The following is a 15,368-nucleotide window of genomic DNA, read 5'->3' as shown; positions in this document are numbered from 1 at the left end:
TGCCAGACTGAAATGTTCCTAAATGATACTGAATGATTTATAGTCCTTAATCGATTGCTCAAACTCCTCTAACTCTGTTTGATTAAATGAATTATTGACTGTTGTAAAAATTGCATCAACGTCTTTAATTGGATTTCTTTTAGCAGTTAAACCTTCATTTAAATGTCCATCGGCGGTAATGAGTTGTTGATGCATATAACGCAGATAATTACGGAAAGAATGTTGTTTGTAGCTGCTGTACTCTTCATTAATTATTAAATTGTCGATTGAGTCCACTAATGCTTCAGAGAGGGATTGGGTAAGTTCCTGGATTATTGCTCTATCTATATGTTCACCTTTTTCGAGTGCTTGAGTAAGCGCTTTATTCATCATTGAGTGCACACCACGCTCCCATGTACTCATCATCTTACGTGCATGTCTTTTGCCATTATCATTATGACTAAAAAAGAATGAATTATCGTATTGGCCAGCTTTTGTCTCATAAGCTTTTTGATAGTTTTTTCCTTGTTGGATAATCGCCTCAATATTATGTACCACACTTAATAATTTTTTTACTTGGGACGTTTGATCGTTTGTAATGTGCTTCATCAATAATCGAGAATTATGTGCATCTAATGTCATGGCGTTCGCTACATCTGCGACAAGCTCCAATTTCCCATCTCTTTTCTGTACTTCATCAGTAAGAGATCGAATTTCCTCATCTTTTTGCAAAAGAGTTTTTCCATGCTCTTCATTACGTTGTTTCAAACTTAAATTTTCTTTTTTAGTGTCGCTTAATTCGACGCCTAATTCTTCAAGTTCACTCTTTAACGCAGTATATTCAAGGGTACTCACTGATGGGCGTGATAAGTAGTTTCTAATAATTTGAAAAAAACCGGCAGTTTGATGTTCTTCTTCGAGTATTCTGGTTTCAAAATTATTGCTCTCAATAAGCACAAAACCTTCTTCTTCAGCAACATCATGAGTTTGTAATTCAAGAGCCTGGATCATTTGCGCAACAACTGCGCGTCTACGTTGCAGGACATCAATCAGTTTATTTATTGTTTCATCCTGAGATTGCTGTGCTTGTAAAATCAGTTCATCGTACTCAGCCAAGATACTTTTTTGTTTTACTAAAATAAGCTCAGCCTGTCGATTCAATTCTTTTGCTTGTGCGCGTGAAATATCCGATTGAAAGGAGCTGCTTGCCATATCAAATTCGTCACCCAATAGAGTGTGTCCGCGTTTTACGACCTCATTGGCTTCTTTACTGAATTCTTTTAGTGCATCAAAGCAATCAAATGGAATACTCGCAAATGCTGCACTAATGTGTTGGGATGCGCTGATAAAATGAGTTCGTACTTTAACTAAGGGAAGTTTATCTAAATAACAAGGTTCCCATAAACTGCGGGCTGAGCTTGAAGATTTACTTCGTTGTCGATAAACCTTACCACAATCTGCTTCAAATTTTTCCAAACAAACATTTAATTCACTTTTGACATGATGAATGTCTTTCAAGTAAGGTTCGGATAATTTAATAAAATCATTAAAGTAGCTGATTTTGTTTGCGCCGGTGAACTGGTGAAGTTTTTTTAATTCATTTTGCAATACGTGTAATTTATCTCGCAACCTTAATAACTTAATCAAGTTTTCTCGTTGTTCGTGTTCAAATTGTTCCCATAAAAAATTACCCTCATTGGGCAATTGATAATCAAGTCCTTTATAAAGTGCGAGGTAGTTATCTTCTTGTAAAGAAGCTGCAGGTCGGCCAAATAGTTCTGCAACAAATGGGTCATGAATCACCCTTTGTTCTGTAAGAGTGAACGTCGTTTTATCTTCTTTTGTGAACAGCTCCTGCAAATGCGTCACATCAATTTGATTTTGCATGCTAAATAACGGCAGCATTTGGTCATCAATACCAACAAGCAATTCATTTAATTTTCGTGTTGTGTCCTCAATGTGTTGATAATAAGCATCAATTTTATTTTCTTGATCCAGGGCATCTTCGTATTGTGAAGCAGAAAATATACGATCAAGAGCAGACTTACAGGAAAGAAGTTTCTCATCTTGGCTGCTAGTACTTTGGATGTCTTTATGCTTTAGTAATTCAACAGTAAAAAGTTGAATTCGCTCTTTGTATTTGTTTTGTTCCTGAACGGGTTTTTCCAGGGCCTGGCGACAAAGGTGAGCCAATAAGATCATGGCGATAACTTTGCCATGCGAAATATCATTCAAATTGGCGCGACCAAAATAACGGTTTTGATTATCCGCAATGTATTGATAACACGTATTGTATACAAAGTTAAAATAATCACAGTTTCTTTTAATTTCTTTTGAGTGATTTTGTTCTTGTACTCTCCTGGCCATGCTTGATAAGGCGCCAGGTTGAGGATATTCCAATCCTTCAATCACTCCTTCTTTATAGGTTAAACCAAACGTATAGCCCCAGCCTTGATGCTCTACAGGGAGTTCAACGAGACTGGTGTGAGTGACATCCATGATTTTCGTACGCAAATCTTTATAAATTGTTAAAATTTCACGGATTAAGGGAGTTTCTCTGAATCGAATGGTTGGCATTATGAACACCTATAATTATAAAATTTTATGGCGGTAGTTTAAAAAAGTTTTATTAAGTTTTTATTAACCATCGTGCGTTTTTTCATCGTTACAAGCAGAAATTCAAGGATTTTCTTAATTCTTAAGATGAACGTTTATCTAAAAATTTTACACTCGGTTATAAATTAATTCATCTCTCATATCAAGTAAATAAATTTTAACCTATAGTATTAACAGAAGTATTTGAAGAGCGATGGATACAATGATGGGCATGTTCTCTAAAAACCTAATTTATTCTCAAGAAAAAAATTATCGACACAAGCCTGCACTTATATTTGAAAAAACATATACTTCCTATGAGGAGCTTGAGCATGCAGCAAATCGCTTTGCCAATTTTTTGTCTCAAAAAGACATTAAGGGTGAACGTATCGCGTTTATGCTTCCTAATAGCGTTGAAATCATTTCTATTTATCTAGGCTGTTTTAAGACGGGTTGTATTGCAATGCCCATAAATCGCCGTTATGCCCAACCTGAACTGGAAAGAGTGCTTCATGATGCAGAGCCTTATTATTTGATTATTGAAGAGGAAAAATTATTTTTATTGGAAGACCTTAATTTGGCCGCAACACGTATTAAAGAGGTGTTTGTTGTTGGCGGCAACAAGACGCCCAATAAATACTCATTGTTTCAAGAAATTATGAATGCATCGACTGAGTTTCAGGTATCCGCGCTTACCAATAATAACCCTGCGGTTATTTTTTATACTTCAGGCTCCACTGGGCAGCCCAAAGGGGTAGTTCATACGCTGAACTCAATAGAGGCAATATTAGACACAACTTCGGATGCTTTAGATACGATTACTGCGCAAGATAAAATAATCGTGTGCGAACCACAATGTCATATAAGCGGCTTTATGGAAACCTTTTCTACTTTATCGCGAGGCGGCACTGTTCTGGTCTATGATGGTTTTCAATTGGATAGTTATTTAGAGGGGTTAACGAAACACAGACCCACTTTGGCTGTCCCCCACATTGATACGCTGATGAAACTTTTGGATTCCGGCCGTTGTACCTCAGATACTTTTGCTTCACTACGTGGGGTGTATACCGGGGGGGATGTATTGCCTGACTCAGTTCAAAAGCGATTTATTGCCTGTGCCGGCAAGCCAATTCACGTTGGTTATGGGATGACCGAGGGTATTTGGATGGCAGTTTGCCGAGAGGAGAATCCTAAAAGTGGCTGTATTGGTAAACCTCTTCCCGGAGTACAACTGCGTTTGGTGGATAAATCAGGCAAAGAAGTAGCGCAAGGGGAAGATGGAGAAATCTTGGTAAGGGGAAATATACTCATGCTGAATTATTGGCATAATCCTGGCGAATCACAAAAAGCATTTATAGACGGTTGGTTTAAAACGGGTGATAGTGCAAAGCAAGATAGCCAAGGAATTTATTATTTTAGCGGTCGCATTAAAGATATAATCATTCGGAACACTTCAAATATAATGCCAGGTGAAGTTGAGGCTGCGATTTATCAACATTCCGCAATTGAAGCAGCGGGAGTAATAGGTATTCCTGATCCTCATGAAGGGGAGGTGCCCGTCGCATTTGTGGTACTAAAAAAGGGAAAGAAATTGACCGACGCAGAACTTAGCCAATATCTAACCCAATTTATAGCAAAATATAAAATCCCAGTAAAAATATATTTTATTGAAAAGATACCATTGACCCATAGCGGAAAAATAAACCATAAAAAACTTTATGATTTTCTACCGCAAGCACACAGTATGGGTAAGTAGTTAACGTACTCGGTGCTGATAATAAATTGGCATTAATGCAAATGCCGGATTATCTGTAGCGACTGGATAGCTGCTTTGATTCTGTGGTTTGCATCTCTTCCTCTTCACTATCTGATTTCTGATATTCATTTCTTCTTTGCATAAAAAGTTGTTGGCGTGCCTTTTTTTGTCTATTTAGCATTAAATCAATACGTTTTTGTTTTGCGCTTGCTAAAAAATTAAGCATACTCAGTTGTTTTATACTTATTTCGTCATACGCTTCTTGGCAAATTTTATTTTTATGCAGTGTCGTGCGCACATTTGAGCTGGAATACCATTTGCCATTGCAATGGGAATATTTTTTTTTATCCGCTGAAGGAGAAAAAAGGGTTCCGGCATAATAATCAATAAATGCATCGAATAAGACTAAATGTCTGTGAAATTTTTGTGCTATGGTTTGTTGGTTTCCTTTATTATTACAAAAATAAAGCTTTATTTTGCCAATCCTGTGATGTAGATAGACAAAATCATAGTTAAAGCGCTCTGCTATCTTATCGATACCCAGATGGGTAGATTGATTTGTAATAGCGCTTGCCAGATGAAAATGTTCCAATAAATTATCGATTCCATGAGCAAGTACATAGATGGTGAGGTGTTCATGTTCCATTAATTTATAATTAATTGCCTCACCATGTTGTACAATAAGTATCTTTTGATCATTAAGTATTTCTTTCCACTGCAGTGCATGGACCATTAGATCATTTTCTTCATGGAATGGGATATAAAGGATTATCATGTCATAATGGCCAGTAACGATTCGTGGTTTATTCTGAGTTCTTAAGGAATGATGATTGCAGCATTTTGATAATAAATTGTTCACACTGATGCAGTTGTTCAAGAGCAACGAATTCATTAGCACGATGAGCCTGCTCAATGCTGCCTGGACCACAAACAATTGTGGGTATTTTTGCTTGTTGAAATAAGCCTGCTTCAGTGGCATAAGCAACCTTTAATTTTTTTTCATTGTGACAAATTGATTGGGCAGCGCGAACGATTGGTTCTGAGAGGGGCGTATCCAATCCAGGCGCTTTAGCGAGGGCTTCCAAAATCACGTTCGTATTTAATTGCTCTTTACGTAGTGTAGGGAGTAGATCAGTATCTATGAAATCAACTATTTGTTGATGAAGATCCTCGGGATTATCAACCACTAAATTTCTAATTTCAAAAACAAATTCACACAAACTGGGAATCGTATTGTACGCATTGCCGCCCTGAATGAGATTGGTGGATACCGTAGTATAAGGTACATCATATGATTCATCCCGATTTCCTTGAGATTTAAACTGGTGAGCCATGTTACGAAGATAAGTAATAAATGATGCGGCATGCTCTATTGCATTACATCCTTGAGGCGTCAGTGATGAATGAGCGGCCACGCCGTGAATCTGACAACGATAGCATTGTATTCCCTTATGTCCAATTACAGGTTGCATGGAGGTTGGTTCACCCACAATACATGCCTTGGGTTTATAATTTAATTGCGTCATTTTTTCAATGAGACTCGGTGCGCCAAGACAACCAATTTCTTCATCATATGAGAAAGCAAAATGCACTGGGAATTTGAGGTTAAGTGCTTTCAATTGGGGAATAAGGTTCATCACTACTGCAATGAAACCTTTCATGTCACATGCCCCTCTTCCATATATTTTTTTGTCTTTAATTGTTGCCTGAAATGGATCGCTAGCCCAAGTTTGCCCGTCAACAGGCACTACATCTGTATGACCCGACAAAATAAGTCCCCCCTCAAGTCGACCATGATGATCGGGGATAGAGGCGAGTAAATTTGCTTTAAGCCCTTTGTTGTCATGGATTAAAATGGGATTAATCTGATAATCATTCAAAGCATTCGCCAAAGTTTCTATTAGAGATAAATTGGAATTACGCGAGGTAGTATCAAAGGCGATAAGTTTTGTCAGCCAATCCAGGGTATTCATTATAATATTCCTTTTAAATTAAGTGGCAGTGTGTCATGAATGCACGGCGCGATTAAGGGATTATAAACTTTCTCAATGTATAAAACACCAAACAGCACAAGCCTACCTGATTGTGACATTTTGCATGAATCATCTACAATCTGGAAAGGGGAATTTTTAATTATTGATTAATGTCATTGGATCTACATAAGGAAATGAACAATGAAAACGATGAAGGCAGTGCAAGTAAATAAGTCAGGAGAATGGGAGTCTATTGAAAAAGATATTGTGATGCCTACAGCAAAGCAAGTACGCATCAAAGTTGAAGCGTGCGGTGTCTGTCATTCGGATGTCTTCGTGAAAGAAAATTTGTGGCCTAATCTTCAATTCCCAAGAATCCCAGGACATGAGGTGGCAGGGGTAATTGATGAGGTTGGGACTAATATTACTCAATGGAAACCAGGTCAGCGTGTTGGAGTAGGCTGGGCAGGTGCTTTATGCGGCCAATGTGTTTCCTGCCGCCATGGTGATTTTATTCTATGTGAAAACCATCAAATCACAGGATTACATTATGATGGTGGATATGCCCAGTATATGATAGCTCCAGTTGAAGCGCTTGTTGCAATCCCTGATGAACTCTCTTTTGCTGATGCGGCGCCATTAATGTGTGCCGGTGTAACCACGTTTAATGCGCTACGCCATAGTGTTGCTCGTCCGGGGGATTTGGTTGCCATACAGGGCGTGGGGGGACTAGGGCATCTGGGAATTCAATTTTCTAATAAAATGGGGTTTAAAACAGTTGCTCTATCCTCAGGGGCTGACAAAGAAGAACTTGCCAAAAAGTTAGGGGCTCATATTTATTTAAATTCTGATGAGCATGATGTGGTTCTTGAATTGCAAAAATTAGGTGGTGCTCGAGCTATTTTGGCAACAGCACCAAGTGGTAAATCGATTGCTCCTTTAATTAATGGTCTTGGAAATAAAGGGGAGCTCCTGATTGTAGGAGCTTCTAATGATCCAATTGAAGTGATATCGACTCAGCTTATTGGCAACAGACGTTCGATTAGAGGATGGCCATCTGGAAGCGCAATCGACACCGAAGAAACATTGAAGTTTTGTGCTTTGGTCGGGATTCGTCCTATGATTCAAAAGTATCCACTTGCACAAGCGGAAAAAGCTTTTGAAGCGATGATGTCAAATAAAGTGCGATTTCGCTCAGTGATTATGATGAATGAAAAATAGATTATGGACACACTATTATTGTTCTATACTTACTCATGGCGACTCAAATCATTTCATGGAGTGAAATTATTATGAAAAAATTATTATTAATCATTTGTTCGCTTACACTGTTTAATGCAGTTTCCTTCGCAGAAAAAATAATAATTACCGGCCAGCCAATTATCTTGGAAAAACAAGGTAATATTTACTATGTGCCCAGTGATTATCAATCCACACAATCTTATTACTATGTAAGCGTAAATGGAAAACGTCAAGTGTGTTATATAGATAAGCAACCAGAATTATCTGCTTTAGATACATCAACACTTGAAGTTAATTACCATGGTTCATCGTTGACTTGGGTTTGTTATCCGTTCGATTCTAATTATTTTGTAATCCCATAAAAATAAGCTAAGGCCTGTAGACAATTCTACTCGCTTGGTGAACAGGGTGTGATTTGTTGTGCTCTGTACTCGCATACTACATGTATGCTGGTTTCGGTGCTCTAAAATCACACCATTTTGGTCAATCTTGCAACGTGTCACCGATCCTAGGCGGGTATAACGCAGGATTTTGGATGTTGCCTCGGTGCTGCATACGGGCCGCATTTTTAGATTTTTAGCTAAAATTATTTTCTTCTTTTGAAGAGGATAAATTGAGACCATTGACTACTTCCTGTAGCATTTTTAAATGAATGGGTTTGGTCAACACTTTATTCATTTCAGAACGCAAAAGTTCATCTTCTACCTTACCCGAGGTATTGGTAGTTAGGCCAATGATTGGTATAGCATTTCTCTGCGTTTGTTTTTCTAGCTCGCGAATGCATTGAATGAGGTTCTTATCTTCACTGTTGGATATGCCTATATCTGTAATGATTAAGTCAAAATCATTTGTTTCCAGCAACTCTAAAGCATGTTCACCATCAATCGCTGAGTAAAACGGATAATTAGCTTGCTCTGCAACATTTTCAAGCATATGCAGGGAGATAATATTATCTTCTACAAGTAAAATTAGCGGTGAATTGGCTCCTGTTTTCTCTTGCTGTAATTTAGCTTCACTCGTCCCATAGAGAGAGGAATTGCTCTCATTGTATCCAATTTTCATGGTAAGGGTAAAATAAAAAGAGGAGCCTTTTCCAACTTCACTTTCTAGATTTATTTCTCCACCTAATAGGCTTAAGTATTTTTGGGCCACGTGAAGGCCGACCCCATAACCGCTATGCTGGCTTTTATAAGAAGGGATAGCGCGGAAGAAACGATCAAAAATCTTATTTTTCAATTCAGGAGGTATACCAATTCCTGTATCGATTACACTAAATCGAATTTGTGCATAACTGTTTTCGTGAGAAAGGGTTTCTACTTTAATTGTAACGACACCGGTGTCAGTGAATTTAATTGCATTTCCTACAAGATTTAACAAAACTCGATGTAATTTCGTACCATCAGTGATAAAACTATTTGGCGTTGTTTCATCAATTTCAATATTCAATTGAATTTTCTTCATTTCCAGGGTTGGTTGAACAAGATGTGCAATATCTTTAATGTTCTTGCGTAATTCGAATAACTCCTCATGTACATCACTTTCTCTGAGGTTATCTGCGGTAACGATCTCCATTACTCCGTTGAGCAAATCCAGTAATTGTTCACTACTTTCATGAATCCAGCGTGCATATTGTTTTCTTTCAGGATCTTCGGCTTTCTCTTCTAAAAGTCGCGACATCCCAACAATACCGCTTAATGGAGTATAAATATCATGGCTCATATTTTCTATGAATTCAGTTTTCGCCTGGTTAGCAACTTCCGCGTTTTCCTTGGCACGACGCAACGCGACTTCCATTTTTTTTCGCTCTGTGATATCAAGCGAAATACCTAAAACACCAATAATCTCATTTTTTTGATTGCGTAGAGGAACTTTTTGGGAATAATAAATGCCCATTCCATTAGTCATGACCGCATATTCTTCAGCCGTATGGGGTATGCCAGTTTCCATTACTAACGTATTGAGTTTATTTAACTCTTCTGCCTGATCTTTCCACGGCATGTCATAATTGGTCTTTCCAACGATATCTTTTCTTGATTTCAAACGTGCACTTTTAGCTTGTGCGTCGTTACAACCTAAAAATATATTATTCTTATCTAACCAATAAACATGTCCTGGCATTAAAGCAATTATATTTTCATAATAATCATGAACAGCTTGTAATTCATGATTAAATTTTAATCTTTCCTCTTCAAGAGAAAGCGTTAATTGATGAATTTCCGCATTTTTTTGATTAATAATGTCGTGTAATTCTTTTATCTTTTTAGAATCCATTTTTCACCGTATAAATAATCTTAATAAGCGAGATGATGCATTATTAAGTAGAAATATTCTTGTAACTTCTGTAGACAGTATAATAATGGACTTCCTTGAGAAGAGTATAGTACACCGTCAAATGAGCTGTCTCTTATAAATAATATGTGAGGATATTATAAACTATTTATGAAAAAAATGGTTATTTTTTCTTCAAAATGAATTATACTATAGCTATTTTCGATTGGAAATTTAATGATTTTGATTTTAGTAATCTAAAAAACACTAATTTACGTACGTAATATCATAATTTTAGATAATTTTAAAGATGAATGAATCGATAGCGTACAGAAGTGATAAAATAAACGCGAAGGAAATATGTAGATGCCAAAAGTTAGAGGTCCCAAAGACGGTAAAATTGTTACCGCAAGTTTTGATCCAGCAAATAAAAAAGATAATAGTAAAAGTCGTTTCCCTTCTCTAAAGACTACAAAAGATTTAGTCCTTTTAAGTATTGTAGGAAATGAGTTTTGCGCTGGTGAGTATTTAGGAGCTATTGTGCAACAAGCTGTTGCAACTCATCAAACTCCTGTTGATTATTCTGGTCCTAAAGGTAAAACAACTTTTTTAATTGCTGATGAGATTTATTGGCATAATCTTAAGGATAAAACTCCAATTCCCGCCGAAGAAATGAGTCTTAAGAGGCGTGCTTTAGATGAAGGTGAAGCGTATTTTGAGAAAAATTTAGCTGCTTTCCTAGGTCCTTTAGGTATGAATATTGATGAGTTCAAAAGCAAGTTTCCTCATGCATCAACGGATGAAAAAATTTCTATTATCAATCAACTTGCTTTGGAACAAGGAAAGAATTTCGAGATCGTTCGTTGGAATACGTGGGTAACTCAGCGTGATTTTGATAAAACATTAAAAGAGATTTTACCTTATTATGACGAAGTTAATGGCCTTAGAGTGGCTATTGATAACTCAGTTACTGATTTTGTGAAGCGTCATGCGAAACAAGATGAGGATCGTGGAGTATGGATTGAACGTTCTCGAGGTTATCTCAAAGAAGAAAGTCCTTCTATTATGCTATTGGCAGCGCAGTTAGGTTATAATTTTGTTATTTATCCAGGTGCTATTTTGCCTCCTTTTGAAGCAACAAGAGAATATTTTATTGTTGATAACCACGTTGCTCGCATTGAGAGAGGTAAAAATATCGAAGACCCGTGTACTCATAATAAATTTTGTCTTCACACTGCGAATCCTTCTCGCTTAGTCAATTGGTTAGAAGTTAACTTTACTCGAAGCCATAAACCTGCAAAAACAGAAGAGGTTACAAAACAAGGAACTACAAAACAAGAAGTTGAAGCTCCAAAACAAGAAACTACAAAAGAAAGGGGTGTCATTACATTTTTCAGCCCAAGCAAAACCGTCATAGTTCCTTCTAGAAAAGTACCTGAAAACCAAAAGACAGAGATAATCTCTGTAGAGGATGATGGCGTAGTATTGCAGTTTGTGCCTAAAAAAGAGAGCATTATTTCCTCAATAGTTCAAGGAATTAGTCATGCTCTAGAGAATCAACCTTCTTCTCAGAAGGGTAGATTAGAAAAACGCTTACAAACAACTCCACTGACACAAATATTTGAAGGCATTACCCAAGGAGTTTTAGCTACAGATCTTCCTGCGCAAGATAAGATCGATTTTTTGGCTGAACTGGTTGAGACTTATGTTAAACGCATGGATCCGAAGGATACGCCCAGTAGAATGCCAATGATCTCATAAAATTTCTAAGCCCATATCAATGCGTTATATGGGCTTTTCTGCACTATCCTAAAATTGGATGTTAATGTGGGTGCAAACTATTCTAAAATTATTTCAACATCTCAGGATTAAAAGGTTGTCCATTCACAAAAATCTTTTGATTTTCTATCTTGAAAGTAAGGACATAATCACTACCTTCAATTTTTAAAAATCCTTTACTAACAAAATCTTGTAACATTTTGTCCGCTTGGGATGCAGCTTCATTATCCGGATTAGTGAGGATTTGTGCCGGACTTGTTGCGTTAGGCAATGTTCCTGGGGCATCTGGAGTGGCTTGAGTCTGGTTGGCAAGGTTATTCTTAAGTGATGCGGTCACAAGTGCTTTTACAGTTGTTATCGGCGCTTTAAAGTGACCTTCGCCATTCATCTTTTGCATCATCTGAGACAAGTCCCCTCCTTCGTTTTTTGGCAGTGACATTTTAAAATTGCCTGTAATTTTCCCCTCCGGTACATTCAAAGCCATTTCCGAAAGTTCTAATACTGCCCCTTTGGCAAGGAGTTTGGGTAGTTCCGTTACGAACGCAAGCGTAACTTGATTGGGGTCGCTATTATTTTGAATCATATTTGATTGTTGCTGATTGATTTTCGCTGCAACTTCTGGATCCAGATTTCTAAAACTCAAGTGAAAAGTGCCTGGTCCATAATTTTGATTATTAGTAAATAGCTTTTGTAATGACAGTTTAAAATCAATATTCATTACACCATCATGAACATTAGAACCGGCCGATAAGTCAAATCCTGCGAGTTCGAATGCCTTTTGACCACCGAGATTGACTGCAACAGAAGGAATATCAAAACGAGCGTGTCCAAGCCATAACCAGTCCTGATGCCGTTTAAATTTATAGTCATAGGCGATCTCACCAATATCGAAGACAAGATTATTCTTCGCATTGGATGGATTATTAGCAGCTCCCTTGACTCCCAATAATCTTAAATTACCATCTATATAATCAAGATTAGAAGAAACACAGAGCAAAGAAGATAAGCCCTGCCAATTTAACTTGAAGTCTCCTTCATTTTGTCCAATCGTACCCTCTATGGCGAAGGAGGGAAGCGTATATCTAAAAATGGTTTTATTCAGATAATTAATAAATGCTTCATAATGGGTTTCAGGTTGAGTTGTGACAAGACCTATTCCAAAACGAATCCCGTGATCTGTAGCTATAAAAGGTCCATGTTTGATATAAATAGGGATGTCTACATCAAAATCTGCTGGTGGTTCCGTTTTAGTGATCCCATTTTTATCTGTTATATTTTGTGCAGGGATATGCATCTTAAATCTTAAGTTCGCTTGTGAGGAAAACCAGCCGCGGTGGTATTTATCTAAATGGACACTAAATGAAGAGGTTTTAGGAATCGAATTTATATTTTTACTTAAGGTATTCTCAATTGAGAAACCAATAGCAAAGTAAGCAACAAGAATAAGCACTACCAAAGCTATGATGATACCGGTCCATTTTTTCATGAATACTCACATTAAAATCCCTTTGTTTATATTATGTAGCCTAAAAATTTTATTTTGTAAATTAAATAGATACTTATCTTAACTAAGATTGCTCAGAGCATATCAAAGTAACTTAATATAGTGGTAAGCTTTAATTGTGCAATAAGATCAATATAATACTATTATTATTTTAATAAATAGGACGATTCTTTATAAGAATAGGAAATTTTTAATGGACTTTCCGGGCGTGACGAGCACTCAAATAGAAAACAAGCTGATAGGCGAGTCATATAAAAAATTTTATGTTATGATTATTGCTGATTTTTTTGCAACGATCTTCTTCTCTATTCTGATTTGGAATCAAGTTACTAACCAGCTTCTGTTAATAATATGGGTTCTCGTGATGTTTGTTTTCAATCACATACTAAGAGGGCTTTTTTTAATTCATTATCATCGTCATAAAAAAAAAGGTACCTTGATTCACCTGGGTTTTTGGAAGAAATATTTTATAGTTAATAACCTGCAATCAGGTGTTTTATGGAGTTTAGGGGGATTATTGTTCCTCTATATAGACGATCCCCTTCATCGCATGGCAATTTTTGTCTATCTTATTGGTCTGCTTGCGGCGCCTGCAGCTAAGTTATTAACAATTTATAGCGCTTATGCCGCATTTATGATCCCCATTTGGATAATGTTGATTTTTTTATCAGTATCTATTGCACCCTCGCTTTCGGTTGCCTTGCTTTTTGCGACAATACTTTACGTTACGATTGTGATCTATGCCACCCTAGAAGTAAATCGATTTTTACTGAAATCAGTTTATCTGGAAATATACAGCTCCAATCTTTTATCTGATTTAAGGCGTAGTGAAGAGAGTTTTCGCAATACTATTGAAAATGCACCAATTGGCATGGCTATTGTTTCACCTGAAGGAATATGCATCCATGCCAATCGTACGCTACAAGAGATCCTAGGCTACACTGATGAGGAGTTGCGTAATAAAAATATGCTGGAAATCACTTATGTTGATGACGTACCTATGACTCAAGATGCCATGAAACAACTCCTTTCGGGCAAATTGCGTATTTCACATATGGAAAAACGTTATGTACGAAAAGATGGCAGTATTATCTGGGCAATGGTCAGCGCGACCCTGATCCGGAATGAGCAGGGGGAACCGATTAATTTTATTACCCAAATGAAAGATGTGAGTGATCGCGTTCAGAATGAAGAAAAAATGCGAGAACTGAATGAGAAAACGATGGAAACCTTGAACGAGTTAAAATTACTTGAACATGATGAAAGCTTATTAAATAAATTAAACCGTTCACTGCAAATTTGCATCACAGCAGAAGAGGCTTATCCACGCATTAACATAATTGCCCAAGACTTATTTTCTGACTTAAGCGGCGGCTTATCCATTTATAATCAGGGAATGAAACAAATGGAAACAGTAGTTCAGTGGGGAAAGGAACAGCTCCTGCCAAAAACATTCTTCCCCATGGATTGTTTTTCAATCCGTGAGGCGACTACTAATGTGGTTGATGATCCCAATAAATCAGTACCTTGTGCCCATTATCTGGCTCCACCCCAAGGTGGAAATATGGCGTTGCCCCTCATGGTCCAAAATGAATTAATAGGCGTTATCCATTTGCTCGCGTCAAAAAGTAAAAAGTTGACGCAACACCAACAAGATATGGCAAATTCATTTGGCAATATTGTGAAGCTCGCAATTGCCAATATTAATCTGCGCGTGTCATTGAGTGAGTTGTCATTACATGATCCATTAACTAATTTATATAATCGACGTTATTTAAATGATATTTTGTCACGGGAATTGATTCGAATTGCCCGGGAAAAAAAGACATTATGCGTGGCGATGTTGGATATCGATGATTTCAAGAGATTTAATGATACTTACAGCCATTTAGCCGGAGACGAAGTTCTTAAATCGATAGGGAAATTACTAAAGGAAAATTTCCGGGAAAGCGACGTTTCTTTTCGCTTCGGTGGCGAGGAATTTGTTGTGGTATTGTTAAATGCGACATTGAACAATGCTGTAAGTAGAATGGAAGAACTCCGTGAAGAGATAAAAGCGATATCCATTTATTATAAAGGCAATCCATTGCATAACATTACCATCTCAATTGGTGTAGCAGAAGCACCCAAACATGGTGCCACTATCGACGAGATTGTAAAGGCTGCTGACCATGCACTTTATGCAGCGAAACGGGCAGGTAAAGATCAGGTAAAAGTCTACAACCATAATATATAGTACCATTGCTCTTCAAAGGGTTAAACTCCAAAATAT

General features: G+C 37.2%; 10 protein-coding genes. 5 read left to right on the top strand and 5 right to left on the bottom strand.

Annotated features, from left to right (window positions below; all coding sequences use genetic code 11):
• Window positions 1–18: 18 nt before the first annotated feature.
• Entirely contained in the window at window positions 19–2,556 is a 2,538-nt protein-coding gene (locus LXO92_RS14460) for a coiled-coil domain-containing protein (protein ID WP_232891223.1), read from the bottom strand.
• Window positions 2,557–2,806: 250 nt separating this feature from the next.
• Here LXO92_RS14460 and LXO92_RS14455 point away from each other — a divergent pair, with 250 nt between their 5' ends.
• Window positions 2,807–4,330, top strand: coding sequence for a class I adenylate-forming enzyme family protein (locus LXO92_RS14455; protein ID WP_232891222.1), 1,524 nt, complete (start codon window positions 2,807–2,809; stop codon window positions 4,328–4,330).
• Window positions 4,331–4,379: 49 nt separating this feature from the next.
• Here LXO92_RS14455 and LXO92_RS14450 read toward each other — a convergent pair whose 3' ends face one another.
• Both LXO92_RS14450 and argE read right to left on the bottom strand, forming a co-directional pair.
• A complete protein-coding gene (locus LXO92_RS14450) occupies window positions 4,380–5,105 on the bottom strand; it encodes a hypothetical protein (protein ID WP_232891221.1) in 726 nt (241 codons plus the stop codon).
• 28 nt (window positions 5,106–5,133) lie between these two features.
• Complete coding sequence (gene argE, locus LXO92_RS14445) at window positions 5,134–6,303, bottom strand: acetylornithine deacetylase (RefSeq protein ID WP_232891220.1); 1,170 nt, start codon at window positions 6,301–6,303, stop codon at window positions 5,134–5,136.
• Window positions 6,304–6,504: 201 nt separating this feature from the next.
• On the opposite strand from argE, the gene LXO92_RS14440 reads away from it, so the two are divergent.
• Together LXO92_RS14440 and LXO92_RS14435 are read left to right on the top strand one after the other, a co-directional pair.
• Window positions 6,505–7,524 (top strand): alcohol dehydrogenase, encoded by a 1,020-nt coding sequence (locus LXO92_RS14440; RefSeq protein ID WP_232891219.1) that lies wholly within the window; start codon window positions 6,505–6,507, stop codon window positions 7,522–7,524.
• 71 nt (window positions 7,525–7,595) lie between these two features.
• The gene (locus LXO92_RS14435) at window positions 7,596–7,907 is read left to right on the top strand and encodes a hypothetical protein (protein WP_232891218.1); all 312 of its coding nucleotides are present in this window, start codon (window positions 7,596–7,598) and stop codon (window positions 7,905–7,907) included.
• 214 nt (window positions 7,908–8,121) lie between these two features.
• Here the strand turns inward: LXO92_RS14435 and LXO92_RS14430 are convergent, their stop codons facing one another.
• On the bottom strand, window positions 8,122–9,816 hold the full coding sequence (locus tag LXO92_RS14430) for an ATP-binding protein (RefSeq protein WP_182350231.1): 1,695 nt from the start codon (window positions 9,814–9,816) through the stop codon (window positions 8,122–8,124).
• A 363-nt stretch (window positions 9,817–10,179) separates the two neighbouring features.
• On the opposite strand from LXO92_RS14430, the gene LXO92_RS14425 reads away from it, so the two are divergent.
• Window positions 10,180–11,574 (top strand): hypothetical protein, encoded by a 1,395-nt coding sequence (locus LXO92_RS14425; protein ID WP_182350230.1) that lies wholly within the window; start codon window positions 10,180–10,182, stop codon window positions 11,572–11,574.
• Between the two features lie 88 nt (window positions 11,575–11,662).
• Here the strand turns inward: LXO92_RS14425 and LXO92_RS14420 are convergent, their stop codons facing one another.
• On the bottom strand, window positions 11,663–13,078 hold the full coding sequence (locus LXO92_RS14420; protein ID WP_232891217.1) for a YdgA family protein: 1,416 nt from the start codon (window positions 13,076–13,078) through the stop codon (window positions 11,663–11,665).
• Window positions 13,079–13,289: 211 nt separating this feature from the next.
• On the opposite strand from LXO92_RS14420, the gene LXO92_RS14415 reads away from it, so the two are divergent.
• Window positions 13,290–15,332: a GGDEF domain-containing protein gene (locus tag LXO92_RS14415; protein WP_182350228.1), complete on the top strand. Its 2,043-nt coding sequence runs from the start codon at window positions 13,290–13,292 to the stop codon at window positions 15,330–15,332.
• The last annotated feature ends 36 nt before the right edge of the window (window positions 15,333–15,368 follow it).

This window comes from Legionella resiliens (assembly GCF_021344005.1).
Lineage (GTDB): Bacteria > Pseudomonadota > Gammaproteobacteria > Legionellales > Legionellaceae > Legionella > Legionella resiliens.
This window is presented reverse-complemented; position numbering and strand designations above follow the sequence as displayed.